Raw genomic sequence first — 20,347 nt, 5'->3', positions numbered from 1 at the left:
ACGGACTTAGCTGCTTTTTCTAGTTTAACGCTTTAGTTTGGTTGTAATTATACGATAAGCAGCATAAATCAGTACGATTAACGTACAAAAGACAAGGATCGGCATATCGCCTAAAGCCACCCACGGAGTAATTCCTGATGTAGGAACCAAGGTGGTTTTAAGGACGCCTGTACTAAAAGCTGGCAAGGAAGCGACAAGCTCTCCTTGCGGGTTGATGACAGAAGATAAGCCATCATTGTTGGCAACAACTTGGTATCTGCTTGTTTCGAGGGAGCGCACTTGAGCCATTTGTAATTGTTGATACATTGCCAAGGAGTGCCCAAACCAGCCATCGTCGCTAATAGAAACTATCAATTCTGCTTTGGGCAATTGACGACGGAGTAAATCGCCATAAGCTAGTTCATAACAAATTAAAGTAGCGATAGGGTGTTTTTGTACTTTTACCAACGTCTGATTTTTTTTGCCCGGCATGAGATTGGCATCTGGAATGGCTAGCCAAGCGCTTACCGTTTGTAAGGCTTCAGGAATATATTCACCAAAGGGAACCAGATGCTGCTTCAAATAGGAGCCTGATGCAGAACCTAAACTAATTAGGGCATTAAAATAAGAATTTTCATCAATCATGGTGGGTTTGGGAATGCCTAAAAGAATTGCACTGCCTGACTGTTGGGCTTTCTCGTGCATTTCCAATAGAAAATCTTCAACATAACTGGGGGGCAGTGGAATAGCTGATTCTGGCATTACAATAAGCTGTGTTCCCAACAATTTTTCTGTCTCATCTTTGTAGCGCTGTAATAATTGCCAAAATAAGCTTTCATCCCATTTGTCTCGCATAGACAAATTGGCTTGAATAACACCGACTGAAAGAGACTCTGCTTTAGGCTTAGACCAGTTGATGTGTTTAAGTAGCATAGGGCTGAGAAGTAGGAAAACAAAAATAGTTAATGCTAGAAAACGTCGTTTTCCTTTAAATTGAGTAAAAGTGGTCAGTAAAGAAGCAGCAAAGCAGGTTAAAAAACCTACTCCAAAAACCCCTATAATTGGCAGAAGATGTTTACTTGGTGCATCAAATTGGCCAAAGCCCAGCAACAACCAAGGGAAACCGCTAAAGAGAGTTGAACGACTATATTCACACAAAACCCAAAGTGCACTAAATAACAAACAGGAATAAATTGGTAGGCGAGGATGAAGTAATCTTTTACAAATTCCTGCCATTAATGCCGGGAAAAGAGAGAGATAAAGTAGAAAAAATAAAGTAATTAATGCTGAAACCAAGCTGTTAAGATGGCCATATTCGTGGATGCTGACATAAACCCAGGAAATCCCTAAACCAAAATAACCCAGGCCAAAAAAGAGTCCGTTTAAAATAGGATGAGGGTTTTTTTCATCAATAAGTTGCGCATAGAAAAAAGCAATACTAAGAATAGCCGCCCCAGGAATATGAAAGGGAGCGAAGCTCAGAGGTAAAATTAAGCCAAACAAGAATGCGCGCAACAGATGGCCATAGCTTATTGTTTTTATTGAAATTAACGTCAGTTTGGAAACTGCGACTGTTTGAGTCATACCATTTACGCGCTTAAATGAAAGCGACGATAGAATACTAATTGTTAAAGGTCAAGATTTTTACAATAAATCATTGTCAAAGAGCTATATCCAAGCACCATTTGTTTAGTGTACGATGACGACTCGTTTTACAAAGGAGAAGGATGTATGTACAACGTTGTAATCACAGGGGCTGGAAAAATTGGGAGTTTAATTGCTTGCTTATTAGCAGAGAGCGGTGATTACCAAGTTCATTTAGCGGATTTGGAGTTTTCTGGCACGGATGTTACTCGCTTATTGCAGGCTATGCCTGAAATAAAGACAGTAGCTTTAGATGTTAAAGATCAAGAAGCAACACAAAGTTATTTTGTAAAAAATAATATAGTTGCAGTTATTTCAAGTCTTCCTTATTTCCTAAATACTTATGTTGCAACAGCCGCAAAAGCTGCAAAAGCACATTATTTTGATCTTACCGAAGACACTTCAGTAACTGAAGCGGTGAAGGTCATTGCAGAAGGTGCGCAAACAGCATTTGTTCCCCAATGTGGTCTTGCTCCCGGTTTTATTAGCATTGCAGCAAACAGTTTAATGAAAGAATTCGAACAGTGTTTACACGCTAAGTTACGCGTAGGGGCATTACCTCAACGAGCAAGTAATGCACTTCATTACTCATTAACCTGGTCTACTGATGGTGTAATTAATGAGTATGGTAATCCTTGTTATGGAATTGAAACAGGTAAACCTATTGTTTTGAAACCTTTAGAGGGCTTAGAGTCTATTCAAATTGATGGTTGTGAATATGAAGCATTCAATACTTCTGGAGGTTTGGGAAGTTTGGCTGAGCTTTATGAAGGGAAAATCCAGAGTTTAAATTATAAAACAATGCGTTATCCAGGGCATTGCGAAAAAATGCGTTTGCTAATGAATGACCTAAAATTAAATGAAGACCGCAATACTTTGAAGCGTATTTTAGAAAGAGCCATTCCAAAAACATATCAGGATATCGTCATTGTTTATGTGACTGTAGAAGGCATGAAACAAGGTGAACTCACTGAAAAAAGTTACGTCAAAAAAGTGTATCCCCAGGAAATACGTGGTTTAGAGTGGTCTGCTATTCAAGTCAGTACAGCCTCTGGAGTATGTGCGGTAGTAGACTTAGTATTGGGACAAGCTAACGAATATCGTGGCCTGGTTTTACAAGAAAACTTCCATTTATCTGCGGTGCTCGCTAATCGTTTTGGCCAGTATTACGCTTAGGAGAAGCCAATGGATTTATTAAAATATCTTAATATTAATGAAGTTAACCCTGGTGCTTTTAGTGGCCAGGGGTGGCAAAGTGAAATGGGCTCAAGTCGTTTGCCCTCTTTTAACCCCGCAACAGGCAATAAATTAGCAGAAGTGGCAACTTGTTCAATGAAAGACTATGAGCAAGTTATAGCCAGAGCTCAAAAAGCAACACTAGCTTGGCGTGAGGTCCCTGCACCACAACGTGGGGAAATTATTCGTCAAATCGGACAAGCATTGCGTGAGCATAAAGATGCCCTAGGTAGTTTGGTTTCCCTTGAAATGGGTAAATCTAAACAAGAGGGGGATGGTGAAGTCCAGGAAATGATTGACATAGCCGACTTTGCAGTAGGACAATCAAGGATGCTATATGGTAATACAATGCACTCTGAGCGTCCCAGACATCGCATGTATGAGCAATGGCATCCTTATGGTATTGTTGGTGTAATATCTGCTTTTAATTTCCCTGTGGCGGTTTGGTCCTGGAATGCATTTATTGCGGCGATTTGTGGTAACGTTACCCTATGGAAGCCTTCTGCCAAAACTCCTCTTTGTGCTATAGCTGTTCATCATATCTGCAGCCAAGTTTTACAGAAAAATAATTGCCCTGAAATTTTTGGTTTGATCATTCCTGAGTCACATGCTGTGGCAGATGCTATGGTTAATGATGTCAGAATCCCTCTAATTTCTTTTACAGGTTCTACTGCAGTTGGCAAGCTAGTTGCTGCCAATGTTGCTAAGCGCCTAGGTAAAACTATTCTTGAGTTAGGTGGGAATAATGCGATTATTCTTGATGAGTCCGCTGACTTAAATCTAGCAATTCCAGCAATAGTTTTTGGCGCTGTAGGAACTGCAGGTCAACGATGTACTTCGACTAGACGTTTGTTTGTGCATAAGTCTATGTTCAAAGAAGTGATTAGGCATCTGCAACATGCCTATGAGCAAATTACGATTGGTGATCCTCTAGACAGTAAGAATTTGATGGGGCCCTTAATTGATGAACAGGCTGTTAAGCAGTTTAAAGAGGCTATCTCTCGTATTACAACTGCAGGTGGGCAAATTGTTTTTGGTGGTGAGACTCTCAATGGAAAAGGTTCTTTTGTTCAGCCTACACTAGTCACTGATGTTGAAAATCATTGGGATATTGTTCAAGAAGAGACCTTTGCTCCTATTCTTTACGTAATGCCCTACAATACCATTGAAGAAGCAATTGCCTTGCAAAATGGAGTGCCTCAGGGACTATCATCTGCCATGTTTACACAAAATTTGAAAAATGCAGAACTTTATTTGAGTGCTGTAGGTAGCGATTGTGGCATTGCAAATATTAACATTGGTACATCCGGTGCCGAAATTGGTGGTGCGTTTGGTGGTGAAAAAGAAACTGGTGGTGGTCGTGAATCAGGATCGGATGCTTGGAAAGCGTACATGCGTCGCCAAACGAATACAATTAATTGGGGTAACGCTCTGCCTTTGGCCCAAGGAATTCGGTTTAATATTTCAATGGAATCTTAAGATTAGTCAGTAGTTGCGCTGAGTCTCATTTCAACAAATGAGGCTCAGCTAGGCTTTTCAAGAGACTTGGTTGTAAAAAGCCTTGATACTGTAAATTTCATCAAGGCTATCATTAGCGCATCTAAATGATGCTTTACATTAGAGGGATAGAAAATCATGCAGGAACCATTTTTCATTAAGAAAGTCGCGGTTCTCGGTGCCGGCGTTATGGGCGCGCAAATTGCAGCGCACTGTGTGAATGCAGGGATTGAAACCTTACTATTTGATTTGGCAGCAAAAGAGGGAAATAGTAATACTTTAGTAGAAAAAGCCATTGCTAACCTGGGAAAATTAAAACCAGCCCCTTTGGCAACAGCTCAAACTGCTGAGTTATTGCAAGCGCGAAATTATCAGCAAAATTTAGAAGATTTAGGCGACTGTGATTTGATAATTGAAGCAATAGCTGAGCGCTTAGATTGGAAAGAAGATTTATATCGCAAAATTGCTCCACACGTAAGTCAACATGCAATTTTAGTGAGCAATACCTCAGGATTAAGCATTAATAAACTTTGTGGTGTTTTACCAGTAGCGCTTCGCGAGCGTTTTTGTGGCGTTCATTTCTTTAACCCTCCTCGCTATATGCATTTGGCTGAATTGATTCCTGCTGATACGACAACACCTCAGCTCCTAGATCAACTGGAAACCTGGTTAACCAGCCGTCTTGGTAAAGGGGTAGTGCGTGCGAAAGATACCCCTAATTTTATTGCCAATCGCATCGGTGTTTTCTCTTTGTTAGCGACCTTGCACCATGCTCAGTCAATGAACTTGGGGTTAGACGAGGTTGATGCATTGACTGGACCTTTATTAGGACGACCCAAGTCAGCTACTTTCCGAACGATGGATGTGGTGGGTCTGGATACCATGGAGCATGTGGTTAATACCATGGAGCAACAGCTAAATGATGACCCTTGGCATCAATACTTTAAATTACCAGCCTGGTTACTTGGATTGATTAAAGAAGGGCATTTAGGCCAAAAAGCCGGACAAGGGATTTATCGTAAAAGTGGCAAAGTGATAGAAGTTTATGATCTTAATTCAGGCACTTACCGCCCAGCAAAAGGTGAGATCAGTGAAGAGTTAAAGACCATTATGAAAACACCTGATGCCTCACAAAGAATGCAACAACTAATTTGCTCGAAGGATAAACAAGCCCGTTTCTTAACTGCTTGTTATCGCGATTTATTCCATTATTGTGCTTATCATCTGCAAGAGATTGCTGAGTGTGTTCGTGATGTCGATTTGGCCATACGCTGGGGATTTGGATGGCAGCAAGGACCTTTTGAAACATGGCAAGTTGCAGGTTTAGCAGCTATGCGGGAGATTATTGAAAAAGCTAAGGCAGCGAATGAAACCTTGAGCCAGGCTAACCTGCCTGAGTGGATTAAAAAAGTTAATGATTTTTATACAGATACAGGTGCCTATTCCCCGCTTACAGGGAGTTATGTTTCACGTAGCCAGTTACCTGTCTATCAACGTCAATTTTTCCCTGATCGTGTTTTAAAAGAAAAAAGTCTATATGCTCCAACAATATTTGAGAATGATGGTGTGCATTTATGGTTACTGAAAGATGATGTTGCGGTCCTTAATTTTAAAAGCAAGGCTAATACGATAGGTCAAGCTGTTCTTGATGGTATGCAGCAAGCAATCGATAAAGCTGAAAAAGAGTGTCAAGGCTTAATTATTTACCAGGCAGATGCTAGTAATTTTAGCTCAGGTGCTGATTTAAGAGGCGTGGCTTCTCTGATTCAGGCGAATAAGATGGATGCCCTAGAGGCAATGATAAGTCAGTTTCAGCATGTTGCTATGCGTTTAAAATATTCTTCAATTCCCACTATTGCAGCGCTGCGTGGTCGTGCTTTGGGTGGCGGATGTGAATTAATGATGCATTGTGATGCTGTTGTGGCTGCTTTTGAATCCTATCCTGGTTTAGTGGAAGTGGGTGTAGGTCTTATTCCAGCGGGAGGCGGGTGTAAGGAAATGGCAATGCGTGCTGCATGCAAGGCACAAGATGCTGACTTACTGGTTTTCTTGCAACCTTATTTTCAACAAATTGCAACTGCTTTTGTGGCAGGTAGCGCGGCTGAAGCTCGTCAGAAAGGTTATCTCCGTCGGAAAGACCGTTGGGTAATGCATCCTAATGAAGTTCTTTATGCGGCATTAGCCCAAGTTAAAGCGATGCAAGCAATGAATTATCAACCACCGCTTAAAACTCGCTTTAAAGTAGCAGGCCGGGAGGGACATGCACGTTTACAAGCTGGCTTGGTAAACTGGCTTGCTGGCGGATTTATTTCTCAGCATGATTATTTTATAGCCAACCAATTGGCACAAATTCTCTGTGGTGGCGAGGTCAACCAGGGTGAAATGGTTGATGAGGCATGGATACTTAATTTAGAAAAGAAAGCGTTTATGACATTGGCGGCAACTTCTTTGTCACAAGCCCGTATCGCCCACTTATTAGAAACCGGCAAGCCATTGCGCAATTAAGGAGACCTAACGATGACAAATGTATATGTAGTTGATGTATTGCGTACTCCTGTTGGTAAGGCACCAAGAGGTGTTTTTAGACACACCCTACCGGATGATTTACTCGCCCACACAATAAGAACATTGAAAAAACGAAATCAGTCAGTCGATTGGCAAGCAATTGGGGATGTTGTTATTGGTTGTGCTATGCCCGAGGCGGAACAGGGAATGAATGTGGCTCGTATTGCCTCTTTGCTTGCTGATATGCCTCAAAGTGTTCCTGCTATGACAATCAATCGTTTTTGCTCATCTGGAGTCCAAAGTATCGTTACAGCTGCGGCTTCTATTGCTTATGGTGATATGTCCCTTGCACTAGCAGGAGGGGTAGAGAGCATGTCTATGGTGCCTTTAGGAGGCAACAAGTACACTGCTAATCCAGCAATATTTAACGATGAACATGTAGCTATTGCTTACGGTATGGGTATTACGGCAGAAAATGTCGCTAAGCGTTGGGAAGTGACCAGGGAACAACAAGATGAGTTTGCTGCAGAAAGTCATCGCCGCGCAGTAGCAGCACAACAGCGTGGTGACTTTAAGGCCGAAATAGCGCCCATGGAAATTACTGTACGTCATGCTGATCTGACTACTTCTGAAGTTATTAGCAAGAAAAGGATAATTAGCGATGACGAGGGACCAAGAGCGGATACCTCGTACGAGGTAATTTCTCGTTTAAGACCTGTATTTGCAGCAAAAGGCACCGTAACTGCTGGTAATAGTTCGCAAACAAGCGATGGCGCAGGAATTGCGCTGTTGGCCAACGAGGAAGCGTTAAAACGCTATGACTTACAACCTATTGGGCGTTTGCGAGGTTATGCCGTTGCAGGCGTTGCTCCCGAAGTAATGGGTATAGGTCCAATTAATGCTATTCCTTTAGCACTTAAAAGAGCAGGGTTAACGCTTGATCAAATAGATTGGATTGAGCTTAATGAAGCATTTGCAGCTCAAGCACTGGCTGTTATTAAAACGTTGGATTTACCGCGTGATAAAGTAAATCCTTTAGGAGGTGCTATTGCCTTGGGGCACCCCTTAGGAGCCACGGGAGCAATTCGTACTGCCACTTTGCTACATGGCTTGCGTCGTACTAAAGGAAAATACGGCATGGTGACAATGTGTATAGGAACAGGGATGGGTGCTGCTGCCATTTTTGAAGCGATATAGTTAATAAAAATTAAAAAAGCCGCTGAGTTATGTATCTTCAGGGCATTTGAATAGCTCTCTTTTGAAACTCTTACAAAAGAGAGCTATTGGAGACTGTTATTATTTTTTTCCCACCATTAAAAGTGATCTGTAAGGTTGCAGGGTAGTGAAGTGGGCATGCACGCTATACTTAGAAAAATGACTCCATTTGGAAGTATATAATCATGGATACGATGCTTCTTAAACAGCCAAGTACTCCTTTAATACCGGTAACTGTAAGTATTCCTGAACCCAAGTCAAATGAGGTACTGATAAAAGTTAAAGCTTGTGGCATTTGCCGTACTGATCTTCATGTGGTTGATGGTGAATTAAAGCATCCGAAACTTCCAATCATCCCTGGCCATCAAATAGTTGGTTCTATAGAAAAAATAGGCGCTGAGGTAAAAACATTTAAAATAGGACAGAAGATAGGGGTGCCATGGCTTGGAAGCAGTTGTGGTGTGTGTGAGTTTTGTAGTACTGGACGTGAAAATCTATGCGATGAAGCTAAATTTACAGGTTATCAAATTAATGGGGGATTTGCTGAGTATTGCGTGGCAGATGCACAGTTTTGCTTCCCCATTCCTGAAGGATATCCAGATTATCAAGCTGCTCCATTATTTTGTGCTGGTTTAATTGGCTACCGGGCTTTGCTAAAAGCAGGGGATGCTAAACATTTAGGCATTTATGGCTTTGGAGCAGCTGCCCATATTCTTATTCAGGTTGCTAATTATCAACAGCGAAAAACTTATGCGTTTACTAGCCCCGGTGATCTTGTGGCACAAGACTTTGCTTATCAATTAGGAGCTACTTGGGCTGGAGGCTCTGATCAAATTGCCCCTCGCTTGCTTGATGCGGCAATTATTTTTGCTCCTGTCGGTGAGTTGGTACCAGTTGCATTACGCGCTATAACAAAAGGAGGCATTGTTGTTTGTGCCGGGATCCACATGAGTGATATCCCGAGTTTCCCCTATGAAATTCTTTGGGGGGAAAGAATTCTATGCTCCGTTGCAAATTTAACACGAAAAGACGGTGAGGAATTTTTAGCATTAGCTCCTAAAATTCCTATTAAAACGGAAGTGCATATCTATCGTTTGGCACAGGTTAATCAAGCATTAGATGATCTGCGTCATGGGAGATTTACCGGCGCTGCGGTGATTACTGTAGATAACTAGGTTTCCCTCTTAATCTAATAACCCTTGAAGATGGGCTACAGAGCATATCCATGGTGCTTTTAGGGGGCAACAAGTACACTACTAATCCAGCAATATTTAACGATTAACATGTCGCTATTGCTTATGGTATGGGTATTACGGCAGAAAATGTAGCTAAACGTTGGGAAGTGACTACTTTTGCTTTGATAATTTTATTCTCTATATAAAATTTTCTGTTGAAGTCCGCTCATTAATACAAAATAGTGGTTTAAATCATTTTCCTCGGTACTTTGATACTCTAACAATACGAGGTTAATTTTTTTACTTACTGCTGCACCTGTTTTAAAAGTTAAGGGCCAACTTACAGTAGTTGATTATCTAAAGAGCGCTATTTTAAATGCCCCATAGTTAAGATAATTGAAGGAATTATGATAAGTTAAAGAGTAGACATAGTTATTTAAACATTCGGTTTAGGTGAATTCTTTCTTATTTCCTCCTCAGCTTCATTGAAGATTTTTTCTACTGCCCGATGGGAGTCAGTTTTTAGGCCAAATGCGCCTAATAAATGGGTTGTCCTACCTTGTGCTTTATCGATAATTTTCATTTCAGGAGAATCAAGAAATTGTGATTTTACTTTTTTGAAATCCTCTATCGAGTTTACTTCTGCTAAAGAACTTTTAAGTGCATTAATAATCGCTCTCTTTAGAGCGTCGCCCTTTATTCCCTGATAATCTTCCTTATATTGAGCACTTACCTCATGAAAAGAATGCACTCTATTAGTTGTACTTCCAGATAAATACTGCTTAACACTTTGTTGAGAATTATACTCATTTACAATGCGTTTAGGTAATGAAAGCATTTTTTATTGTAAAAATTGAGTAGAGTTGATGGATCGTCTGATAAGGATTTACCTGGATTATTTTTATACCACTCCTGTATATCAGATCTCCACTTATCTGGAGTAAGGTTATTAGGAGGATAATTGTTATTATACGCGTATAACCATTGATCTTTAATAACTACATCATTAGTCCCATCTTTAGATTTAAAGCCATCATCAATATCGATGAATCTCATACCTTCTGCAGTTTCAATAATATTTTGAGAGCTGTCATGCTCACAGTCATTAGCCAAATCAGGATGTGCATAACCTAATTCATTAAGTTTTTTAAGCGCCCAAATACTTTTATCAAACATCAATCTATGTGTCTTTTCAGTCAAACTGTTTGTAGGAGACTTTTTTATCTGGGGCATGTAAAAAAATACATCGTCTTTATTATCACTGTCTTTGTTCCTTTTTTTAATATTCCATAAACCTAGAACAAAAAATTCTTCAATTTTATTCTCTTTAAGCAAAAATTTTGTATTTAAAATATCGAGGTTCTTTTTTACTTCCTCATGGTCTCGATAGTTCTTGTCTATGTTAGAAAATTTCACAGCTTTATCTTCTGTTTTTTTATATACCTTACCAAATACGCCGGCACCAAGGTATGCTTCCTGCTCAGTAATCCTGTTCTTCTCGCCTTTATGGCTATTCCACATTTTTACAAAATCAATCGGCTGAGATGTTTGCTCATCACAACGAACGGCATAGATCGTATTATTGTAGCGATAAATTTTAAATTTTTTGTTCGTTTCATCTAAATAATGTTGCGTTATATCTTGTCCCTTAATGATTTCCTTTAAATTAGGTGGACGATTTTTTGCATTAAATTTTTCTTGCATTTTTTATTCCTTGAAAATAAAAAATATGCATATGTGAAGTATAGGTGAATTAGTACCTATTGCATTGCGTGCTCTAAAAGGGAGGCATAGTAGTATGTGCCAGATTCACATGAGTGATATCCCAAGCTTCCCCTATAAAATTCTTTGGTTAGAAAGAGTTTTAAGAAAACGAATAGTTCGAGGCCATACTAAGCTCCTAGTGTGAGAGAGGAGGCAAATCGAGGTGAAATTAAAAATCTAGACTCAACGCAAGATTAAATGGTGTTCAAAAAAAATCAGGGACGTTATCTAGGTACTAGGTTATTTTTAATTTAATAACCCTTGAAGATGTGCTACAACACAAGCTCCTAAGCCATCCAGATTATATCCACCCTCTAGAACAGACAATATGCGTCCCTCACAGCATTTATCGGCAATTTTTTTAATTTTTTGGGTAATCCACAAATAATCATCAACAGTTAGCAATAAATTAGCCATGTCATCCAGATAATAAGCATCAAAGCCTGCTGAAAAGAATATCATTTGTGGATCGAATTTCTCAATTTTCTGAAGCCATAACTTTTCAACTTTTTCGCGAAATAAATTTCCGTTTGTCCCCGCAGAAAGTGGAATGTTAATAATGTGTTCATTATGGGTATTAACCCCGCTAAAAGGGTAAAACGGGTATTGAAAAGTTGAGCAATATAGAATGCGCTCATCTTGCTGAAAAATGTCTTCAGTGCCATTACCATGATGAACATCGAAATCAACAATGGCGATGCGTTGGAGATTAAATTGCTCTAGAGCATGGGCTACGCCAACAGCTACATTGTTAAAAATACAAAATCCCATGGCTTTGCCTCTCTCAGCATGATGGCCGGGAGGACGAACGTTGCAAAAAGCTGCATCTACTTCCTTTGCCATGATTAATTCAACACCATAGATGACTGAGCCTGCGGCGTGTAATGCGGCTGTTAGCGAATAAGGATTCATTAAGACGTCGGGATCTAGCATGATCACTCCAGTAGCAGGAGCATTCTTAAAAATAAAATCCACATATTCTTGTTCATGCACTCGCAGTAATTGTTTTTTTGTGACTAAAGGAGCTTGATAATAGAGTAAACTGCTCTTTAAGCTAGAGGAAGATACTGCATTTTCAATGACTTGAATCCTGGCTGGCTGTTCAGGGTGAAAATCTCCCATCTTATGGAGTAAGCAATCATGGTGCGAAATAAATCCTATCGCCATTTTTCACTCCCTTAATTCTTCTACGTATACTAATTGTAGTTCCAGTATCCATTGAATTGATACCCGTAAATCGCTTTATTTATTGACAAATTACAGACTTTCTTATTTGGCTTTGTTGTACAAATATTCTACTCTTTTAGATAAGAGAATATTTTAGGAGTCAGAATGCGAATTAAGCTTTTTATCGCTGCCTGTCTTTTTGTTAATTCAGTCTTTGCTGATGTGATTGTTGGTTTTTCTGCTTATGAGAATGGTGATTACACTACCGCTTATCCCCATTTAACACAAGCCGCCAATGAAGGGAATGAAGAGGCTATGTATTTATTAGGACGCATGTATCAATATGGTTATGGAGTGATTAAGGATGATACCAAAGCAAAAGATTGGTATCAAAAATCAGCGGAAAGAAATAATGTACTCGCCCAGTTAAGTTTGGGTTTTCTTTATGATAATGGCAAAGGAGTGAAGCAAGATTTTCAACAAGCTTTTCTTTGGTACATGAAAGCGGCAGAACAAGGAAATCCAATTGCGCAACGTAATATTGGTTTAATGTATGCCGTGGGAGACGGTGTTGAGGCAAATGAATCAAAGGCTTTTGATTGGTTTAAAAAATCTGCCGAGCAAGGTTATGCTCGAGCACAAGTTAATCTGGGTTATCAATACATGACGGGGCATGGTACTCCTAAGAATGTGGAAAAAGCTTTATATTGGTATGAAAAAGCGGCTGAACAAGGTGATGCAAAGGGGCAGTATAGTTTAGGGCTACTATACACAGGTAAGTATGGGATAGCGCAAGATCAGCGTGCTGCTGCTTACTGGTTTTCCAGTGCTGCTAATCAAGGGCATAAAAATGCACAGGCTTATCTGGCTTACCAATATTTAAACGGCTTAGGGGTTGACCAGGATGCTGAAAAGGCGGCTTATTGGTATCATGCCTCTGCCGAGCAAGGCAATGCTCAAGCTCAAGCTGAATTAGGACAGCTTTTACTTAGTGGCACAGGTATTGATAAAGATTATCAACAAGCAGCTTACTGGTTTGGAAAATCTGCTGATCAGGGTAATGCGATGGCGCAAGGCAAATTAGGTTATTTATATATGGCTGGATTGGGCGTTAATAAGGATCTTAGTAAAGCCTATGCTTGGTTAAAACTGGCAGCTTCAAATAAAAATGAGCAAGCTGCGAAGGAACTTGCACGTTTAGAGCCCGCGCTTTCTCCTCAAGAAAAAGAAATGGGTAATCAATTATTTCAGCAAATCAAAGGCAGCAATAGGTAGTCACTGTGTAGGTAATGCGCTCAGAGATACCTGCTTTCTGACATGACTTGGATTACAAGGTGTCAAAACCCGTGTATTTTTTCCATGCCAAATCTTCGCGAACATAATCAGTTACCTGGGCGAGAGAAGGGCCTTCCCTTAGCCATCTATCGTATTCTTCGATCTGTTCTTGATCGCCACAGGCAAAAACTTCAACACGGCCATCAGCTAAATTGCGTACCCAGCCTGTAATACCTAGCTTTTCTGCTTCTTCTTGCGCTGAGGCTCGAAACCATACTCCTTGAACTTTGCCAGAAATATAACAGTGCATGCATAGCTGTTTAGTCATAGAGTTCCTGTCTGTTTCCAAATGTAAAATGTAATCTTATTTGAATATTCAAGTTTGGAAAACAAATTTAATCAATGGTGGATTCTAATGTAATTAAATCGTTTTAATCTATAATTAACCATTATGTTTTTATTTGAAACTCAATGACGAATTTATCTGCCAACTATTATTACCCGGATAGACGTATAAAATCTCAATATAGTTATACCCCCGTAGGTTATCCTGATATTAATTACTTAATTAAGAGCCAACCTTATTGGCGATTAAACAAAACTGTTACAGAACTTAAAAAGAAAACACTGATTTTAGCAGACTGGACTAACCATTGTTGGTCAAGCTCAAAAACACAAGCTGTTAAATTAAAATTAAATGAATTATTGGATACTGGGTTCGAAATTTATATCTGGGAAGACAACAAATTTGAGCTTCTAACGAAAGGGAAGCTTAAAGATATTAATAAGTTAGTCATAAAACCCACTCTTCAGAATGACATTCAAACTAAAGCTACTGAGCAAAAAAAATGGCTTAAAGAGTCAACTTATATTCTGGATGATTATCAGCTTGATTGCTTAATAGACGAAAAAGTTTCTGAAGAGCCTAGGCGATTCTACACTACAGCTCTTGTTGGTCCGAGTGTAAAAGATACAAGACGAATTACTTCTATAATTACCTATGCTCAGCCACAAATAGAGCAGTTTGTGCAAGATGAGTTTTCATATGCGGCGATTCGACTTTTCCAAAAAGTACAACAGGAATTTCCTGAGATTCAATCAATTTGCAACTTTAATTCGCTACAGTTAATGCAAGATCAAGCTGCAGAGTTAATAGAAAATGGCAGCTTAACTATGGATAATGTCGTTTTTGATAAAACTCAGCTTTTTAATATAGAGGCATTAAAATTTAACAACAGCCTGGTTACACCAGATGAATTAAATCAAATTCTTAACCAGCCAGAAAGGCTTAAAAAATTGACTTTTTTAGCTTGTCGCTACTTGGTTAATGGTGATCTTTCATCTCAGAACCTTTCTGAGTTGGAAGAGTTAGGATTTTATTCCTGCGTTATCAAAAATGCTAATCTTCAGGCGCTCTTAGCAAACACTCCTAAGCTTAAGAGGCTCACATTAGGATGCAGAGCACTCTCAAAAACACCCCCAATAGAAGTTAATTTACCTGAGCTTGAGAAAATAGAGTGTACTAATGGAGATCTAAGCAGTTTTAAGCTGAGACAACTACTTTTATCCAATAAACTAAGTTCTATTAAATTTAGTGGCTGTACAACACCTCAAGATCAACTTGACAATGATAATGATTTTGGTGCTCTTAGAGAGTTTGACTGCTTAAGAAGCGATTTTCCTGTAGAGAACTTATTAAAAATACTTGCCCAAGCACCTAATTTGCAGATTCTGAAGTTCGGTAAATGCACCTCAGACTTGGGTGCATATACATTATCATCGCTACCAGGATATCTTTACCTGGAGGAGCTTCATATAGCTGATAGTGATATTTCCTCAGTTGAATTGCAATTATTACTTACTAAAGCGCCTAATCTTAAAAAATTAACTTTAAATTTCTGTGACCATTTAACGGAAGATTTTCAGAAGTTATATTGTAATAATCTTGAATCTCTGGAAATTTCAGAGTATTTATCCTTTCATAACTTGCAAGTCATTCTCTCAGCAACCCCGAAACTTAAGAATTTATCTTGCTATCTCTGTAATACAGAGTGGGAAAAATTAATCGATACAGTCAGCTTTGCTACTTTAGAGACAATCAGTTTGCAAGAGTGCAATATTACTTGCGAAGATTTAAAGCGTCTAATTCATGCTGCACCACGATTAAAAAAGCTGGACTTGGTTGATTGCCAGGATTTAGAACTTGATGAAGAACTTGACCAACTATTGAGGATGCGACAGTTATCTCTATATGCTCCAAAAGTAAGTGAACCAGAATTTTCTGCACTATTAAGCGATACTGGTGAAGACAATGTTAGCTCAACAACTGTAAAAAGCGGGATTGATTCTGTTGCAAAGGTCGATGCGGATACGCGTTTAGATCCTGATACCAACTATAATATCGACCGTATTTTTTATCCTATTGATTCAGATGTTCCATTACCTCCAGCTAATTATGATCGAAGTGATGTTTTTAATACGATCAATGTAGAGTCTACACCATGTGCATTACATAATGCCTTTACCATGATTAAGTCGGGGGCTCCAGAGTTTACTCCGGTTGCACTCAAAGCATGTTCAGAGGATGTATTCACTCTAGCAAAGACTTTGGAAAGACCTAAAGATGCCACTTTGTATTATGGGAAGCAGGAGTTAGTCCTTGGTCAGGAGTGGCAAGCATTAGCCTCGTTATCTCCCCATGAAAAAATGACCCATTACCACATTGAACCTCATACTCCTGGTGTTGAGATCCAATATTCTTTACGGGACAATCAATACTATATTCGCTCTAAAGGGACTAAGAAAGTCGCTATAGATTTTTTGCTAAAAGTACCTAACCAAATACCCTCATTGCCATTAGAAATCAGCAAAATGGTTGAGCAATATAACCATTTTGGGGATGGCGAGTTGAAGAAAGATAAAGAGAAGCCTAATGGTCATGATTATCTGCGTTATATCCAGGAACAAGAAAAAGGGGCTTGCCGTCATCGGGTTATTGCTTTTAAGGATTGGGCTGAAAAAGCGTTCCCCCAAATCCCTGTGCGTATTGTTGATAACTCCTGTCATGCCTTTGTTGAGGCGTGGTACCAAAACCAGTGGATCCGTTGTGATTTAGGAGGCTATCCTGCGCAATTAACTCTCAATGAGAAGCACAAACCGCAAGAGATTAAGGAAAAACCATTTGTAAAATTGCTTGAAACATGGAACAAACAAACCTTATCGTTTTCTTCCGTAGACCATTATTGCCAGCATTTATTACAAAAAGGTGGCATAAAGAAACATTTAATTGAATTGTCTGATGATAGAGATGTGACTGCTTTACAGTTGTCATTGCAAAATTACTGTCAACATACATCACGCCCAGTTTATTATGTTAATTCCCCTAATGATTTAATTTGTTCCGCAGCGTTTATTGAGCGTCAAGGTATTCAAGGAGTATTGCGACAAGGGCCAGGTGGGCCTCTTTATGATTTCTTACAAGCTAATCGAAATAATTCGCCAGTATTGATAGTGAACTATGCCCATTTTAGTGCGGATGAAATTGTGCGCTTTAATGGACTGCTTGATGATATTCGTCATGCAGATGGTACTCTTTTACCGGAATCAACACAGATACTTGGTCTTATCAACTCCAAAAAGCCGGGGTGTTATCAAGGAGAAGACTTTTATTCACGCTTTGATAAGGTAGAACTTTGTCCACTGCATCCTGTTTTACTCCAAGAGTCAGCACCTTCATTAGATGTAAAAGAAAAATCTCAAATTCCAGGGGCTTCTATTTCGATCAATCTTTACTATGCAGCGGACTGGGAAGAGCGTCTTTTGGGACGATGGGTCTTACATAAAGATAACCTTTATTTTGAAGAGGGTGAGTTAATTAAGGCTTTGGCATCTGGTTTACCGATCGAATTACAAAATGCGCCTTGGGACGATGAGCGTTTTGCCAATTTTTGGCTTGCTGCCAAAATCCATAAAAAAATTGATCATGCTGGACGGACAATAAAAATCCCTGAAAATTTACAGTTATTAAGAAGTGAGGGTTATGACTGGCAAAATTTAGCTCAACAAGTGGAGTTCACCTCTGGTTGTCAATCTAATTCCTCTACCCTCAATTCAACTTGTCTTAGCGAATTTTTTAATCAATACCAATGCGATAATCAGTCTAAAACCTTGGATCAAATCCCTGGAATCTTAGAGAGCTATTCAAAAAAAACACTGGAGGTCAATTTAACATCACCTCTGTTAGAGGATGAATGGGCAATGCTTTTAACGGCTTGTCAAAAGCATCAAGTAAAATTGGTTTGTCATGTGGTACCTGGACTTGATTTGATTCCTCCGCTAGCCCATAAATTACCTGCCAATGAGGCATTACCTAATCTGGTTTGGCAAGGGGATGTCAGCTCTACCATGGCAATTGCCAGCGGTGATATAGACACGACAGTTGCTCAGCTAACGAAAGACAGCCTCGACTGGCAGATAATTGATGTTTCTGAATGCCAAAGCTCTGATTTACTTGTTTCTCTTGAAGGTAATTTAAATACCGAACGATTGAATTTTGATTTTCATCGAAGAGAAAAAGCTCTTTTAGATGCTCTTGCAGCCAACCAGAAAGTTATTTTAAAGGGAACTTTTTCTAAAGAGCTTAGTGACTCGTTAAGTTCGCTCTTACTTAGGCGTCAGATGAGTCCACAAAAAGATGAGGGGCAATTAGTCCTTGTTGGGAACGACATGAGTACTTTCAATTATCTTAATCCTCTAATGCATGAAGTAACCACCAAGGAAATAGAGGCGTGTTTGCATCAACATTTCTTAGAGGAAGAGCTTGATTGCCTAACAAGAGAGCAATTAGAGACTGAGCCATTAAGTCAATTAAAAGCTAGAATGTATTTTCATCGAGATAATCCCTCACAGGCAACTGATGGTGCTTGGCAAGGCGTTTATAGTTTACCTATTGCTATTGAGTTGACTGATTTTGATGCGACTCATAGCAAAGAAAAGTCAGATGCTTTTATCGCGAAACGTTTGCATGCGGTCAATCAGGTATTCTCGCATAGTCCCTTTGTATTTTTAACAGGGTTAACTGCTGTAGGTAAATCAACTTTTGTTGAGAAATACTTAGACGATAAAGACAATACCCTTTATCAGGGAGAGTCAAAAATGCTTGAGTGGGCAAAAGACATCTCTGATACAAGAAAAATTTTATTTATTGATGAAGCTAATATTGAGAATAGGCAGTGGAGTGAGTTTGAAGGACTTTTTAATAAACCTCCTGGAATATTAATTAATGGTGTCTATTATCCATTAACAGACAAGCACAAGGTGGTTTTTGCTGGTAATCCGTTAAATTATGGTGGTGAGCGCCAGCTTGCTCCTTTCTTTGCTCGACATGGTAATGCTGTTTTGTTTGAACCCATGCCACAAGAGTTTATTTATGAAGAAATAATCAAACCCATTTTTAAAGGAACTAAGCTTGAAGCTAACACTTTGGCTATCGCTGAACCATTGCTTGAAGTCTATCGTTTTCTTTGTGAACAGTCCCATGATGAAGTCCTGATTTCTCCACGCGAAGTACAGATGATGGCCTTGTTAGTGCTATCGGCCTATGAAAAAGGGGTAAGTACGGATTTGGAATTACTGGCTGAACATTATGCTTATCAATTGGGTAAAACGCTTGTGCCTGAAATTCTCGAAAAAACATATAAGAAAAAATTTGAGCCTAAAGTCTCTCTGTTAAAATCCTTTTCATTGGAGAGTAGGTTTTCTAAGGGGGCATCAGATTTTTTAGTTACTCCTTCTCGTAACATCATTCATCAACAGTTGGAAGAGTTGTTAGACTTACGTGAACTTCGTCAAACAACAACGAATACTGCGCAAAAATATGGAGGTATTAATGGCATTGTGTTAGAGGGGGAGCCTGGTATTGGTAAAAGTGAGTTAGTCATTGCCACGTTGGTTGCTCATGGGTATAAAGAGGCCGTTCTCAACCCCAAAGATGCTGATAAGCAATCTGAAAAGCCAGCTGGCAAAATTTTTTATCGTATGCCTGTCAGTATGCAGTATGAAGACAAGAAAAGGTTAATTCTGAAAGCTGCTGATGAAGGGGCTGTTCTTGTTGTTGATGAAATCAATAGCTCACCGATGATGGAGCGTCTACTTAATGATATATTAATGAATAAAATGCCGGGAGGAAGACGCCCCGTGGTTCCAGGATTTTTACTGATTGCCACACAAAACCCCATCACAATGGCTGGAAGAACTCCTATGGGAAACGCTCTTGCAAGACGTCTTATTAAGCTGGTCTTATCACCTTATACTTCTCATGAAATACAGGAAATTCTTCATAAAAAAGGAGTTAAACCTGTTGCAGCCTCAGAAATGGTTGATGCTTACGCGAGTTGTCGCCTTAAGGCCGAAAAAAATCATTTAACGCCTGCTCCTACTTTTAGGGATTTACTAAGAGTGGCTAAAAACCATCTAAAAGCATTATTCAAAAAGGATAAAACCATAGTTAATCAAGCTGAAGGAGTTGATATCAATAAAGAAAACTTGACTGAGCCAAGATTGTCAAAACGATTCCTTCGTTATAAGAAATTATGTGAACGCTATTCTACCGATTTAGAAAAAGCCTGTGCTTTGCTTAATGCTTACACAAAATCAACTCGCTTTATCCATTGGGGACAACCTCATAGGAAAGAAATTGATTCAATAATTCAACAAATGGATACAGAAATTAAAACCACATCAGATTTATTAAGTTATCTTGAGAGAATTAATTTAATTGAGAATGAACCGTTAGCATACTGCATTCAATTCATTCGTGAAAATCTTCTTGCGCCAGCAAGTGAGAACGTTGTACCCATTGATAGAAGTCAATCTGTGTTTTGATGTAACTG

12 protein-coding genes and 1 pseudogene are annotated in these 20,347 nt (G+C 39.3%); 8 read left to right on the top strand and 5 right to left on the bottom strand.

Annotated features, from left to right (window positions below):
* Positions 1–24 precede the first annotated feature (24 nt).
* Positions 25–1,563: an apolipoprotein N-acyltransferase gene (gene lnt, locus Lbru_RS12920; protein ID WP_058442540.1), complete on the bottom strand. Its 1,539-nt coding sequence runs from the start codon at positions 1,561–1,563 to the stop codon at positions 25–27.
* 147 nt (positions 1,564–1,710) lie between these two features.
* On the opposite strand from lnt, the gene Lbru_RS12915 reads away from it, so the two are divergent.
* The 6 genes and pseudogenes from Lbru_RS12915 to Lbru_RS17955 all read left to right on the top strand — a co-directional run.
* Positions 1,711–2,799: a saccharopine dehydrogenase family protein gene (locus tag Lbru_RS12915; protein WP_058442539.1), complete on the top strand. Its 1,089-nt coding sequence runs from the start codon at positions 1,711–1,713 to the stop codon at positions 2,797–2,799.
* 9 nt (positions 2,800–2,808) lie between these two features.
* Positions 2,809–4,338 (top strand): L-piperidine-6-carboxylate dehydrogenase, encoded by a 1,530-nt coding sequence (gene amaB / locus Lbru_RS12910; protein WP_058442538.1) that lies wholly within the window; start codon positions 2,809–2,811, stop codon positions 4,336–4,338.
* A gap of 156 nt (positions 4,339–4,494) precedes the next feature.
* Entirely contained in the window at positions 4,495–6,861 is a 2,367-nt protein-coding gene (locus tag Lbru_RS12905; RefSeq protein ID WP_058442537.1) for a 3-hydroxyacyl-CoA dehydrogenase/enoyl-CoA hydratase family protein, read from the top strand.
* Between the two features lie 12 nt (positions 6,862–6,873).
* Positions 6,874–8,058: an acetyl-CoA C-acyltransferase gene (locus tag Lbru_RS12900; protein ID WP_058442536.1), complete on the top strand. Its 1,185-nt coding sequence runs from the start codon at positions 6,874–6,876 to the stop codon at positions 8,056–8,058.
* Positions 8,059–8,270: 212 nt separating this feature from the next.
* Positions 8,271–9,251, top strand: a complete 981-nt coding sequence (locus Lbru_RS12895) for a zinc-dependent alcohol dehydrogenase family protein (RefSeq protein WP_238583891.1) — start codon at positions 8,271–8,273, stop codon at positions 9,249–9,251.
* 38 nt (positions 9,252–9,289) lie between these two features.
* A pseudogene (locus Lbru_RS17955) lies at positions 9,290–9,424 on the top strand (acetyl-CoA C-acyltransferase); the annotation flags it as partial.
* 263 nt (positions 9,425–9,687) lie between these two features.
* Here the strand turns inward: Lbru_RS17955 and Lbru_RS16960 are convergent.
* The 3 genes from Lbru_RS16960 to Lbru_RS12880 form a co-directional block, all read right to left on the bottom strand.
* A complete protein-coding gene (locus Lbru_RS16960; protein ID WP_058442534.1) occupies positions 9,688–10,089 on the bottom strand; it encodes a hypothetical protein in 402 nt (133 codons plus the stop codon).
* Entirely contained in the window at positions 10,062–10,955 is an 894-nt protein-coding gene (locus Lbru_RS12885; RefSeq protein ID WP_058442533.1) for a hypothetical protein, read from the bottom strand. Before Lbru_RS12885 ends, Lbru_RS16960 begins: the two co-directional genes overlap by 28 nt.
* 306 nt (positions 10,956–11,261) lie before the next feature.
* Positions 11,262–12,182 carry a histone deacetylase family protein gene (locus Lbru_RS12880; RefSeq protein ID WP_058442532.1) on the bottom strand — a complete coding sequence of 307 codons (921 nt, stop codon included), beginning with the start codon at positions 12,180–12,182 and terminating at the stop codon, positions 11,262–11,264.
* Between the two features lie 165 nt (positions 12,183–12,347).
* On the opposite strand from Lbru_RS12880, the gene Lbru_RS12875 reads away from it, so the two are divergent.
* Positions 12,348–13,457, top strand: a complete 1,110-nt coding sequence (locus Lbru_RS12875) for a tetratricopeptide repeat protein (protein WP_058442531.1) — start codon at positions 12,348–12,350, stop codon at positions 13,455–13,457.
* Between the two features lie 52 nt (positions 13,458–13,509).
* Here Lbru_RS12875 and Lbru_RS12870 read toward each other — a convergent pair whose 3' ends face one another.
* On the bottom strand, positions 13,510–13,785 hold the full coding sequence (locus Lbru_RS12870; RefSeq protein ID WP_058442530.1) for an acylphosphatase: 276 nt from the start codon (positions 13,783–13,785) through the stop codon (positions 13,510–13,512).
* Between the two features lie 143 nt (positions 13,786–13,928).
* Between Lbru_RS12870 and Lbru_RS12865 the strand changes: the two genes are divergently transcribed.
* On the top strand, positions 13,929–20,339 hold the full coding sequence (locus tag Lbru_RS12865; protein ID WP_058442529.1) for a DUF5617 domain-containing protein: 6,411 nt from the start codon (positions 13,929–13,931) through the stop codon (positions 20,337–20,339).
* Positions 20,340–20,347 lie beyond the last annotated feature (8 nt).

The organism is Legionella brunensis, from assembly GCF_001467025.1.
Lineage (GTDB): Bacteria > Pseudomonadota > Gammaproteobacteria > Legionellales > Legionellaceae > Tatlockia > Tatlockia brunensis.
This window is presented reverse-complemented; position numbering and strand designations above follow the sequence as displayed.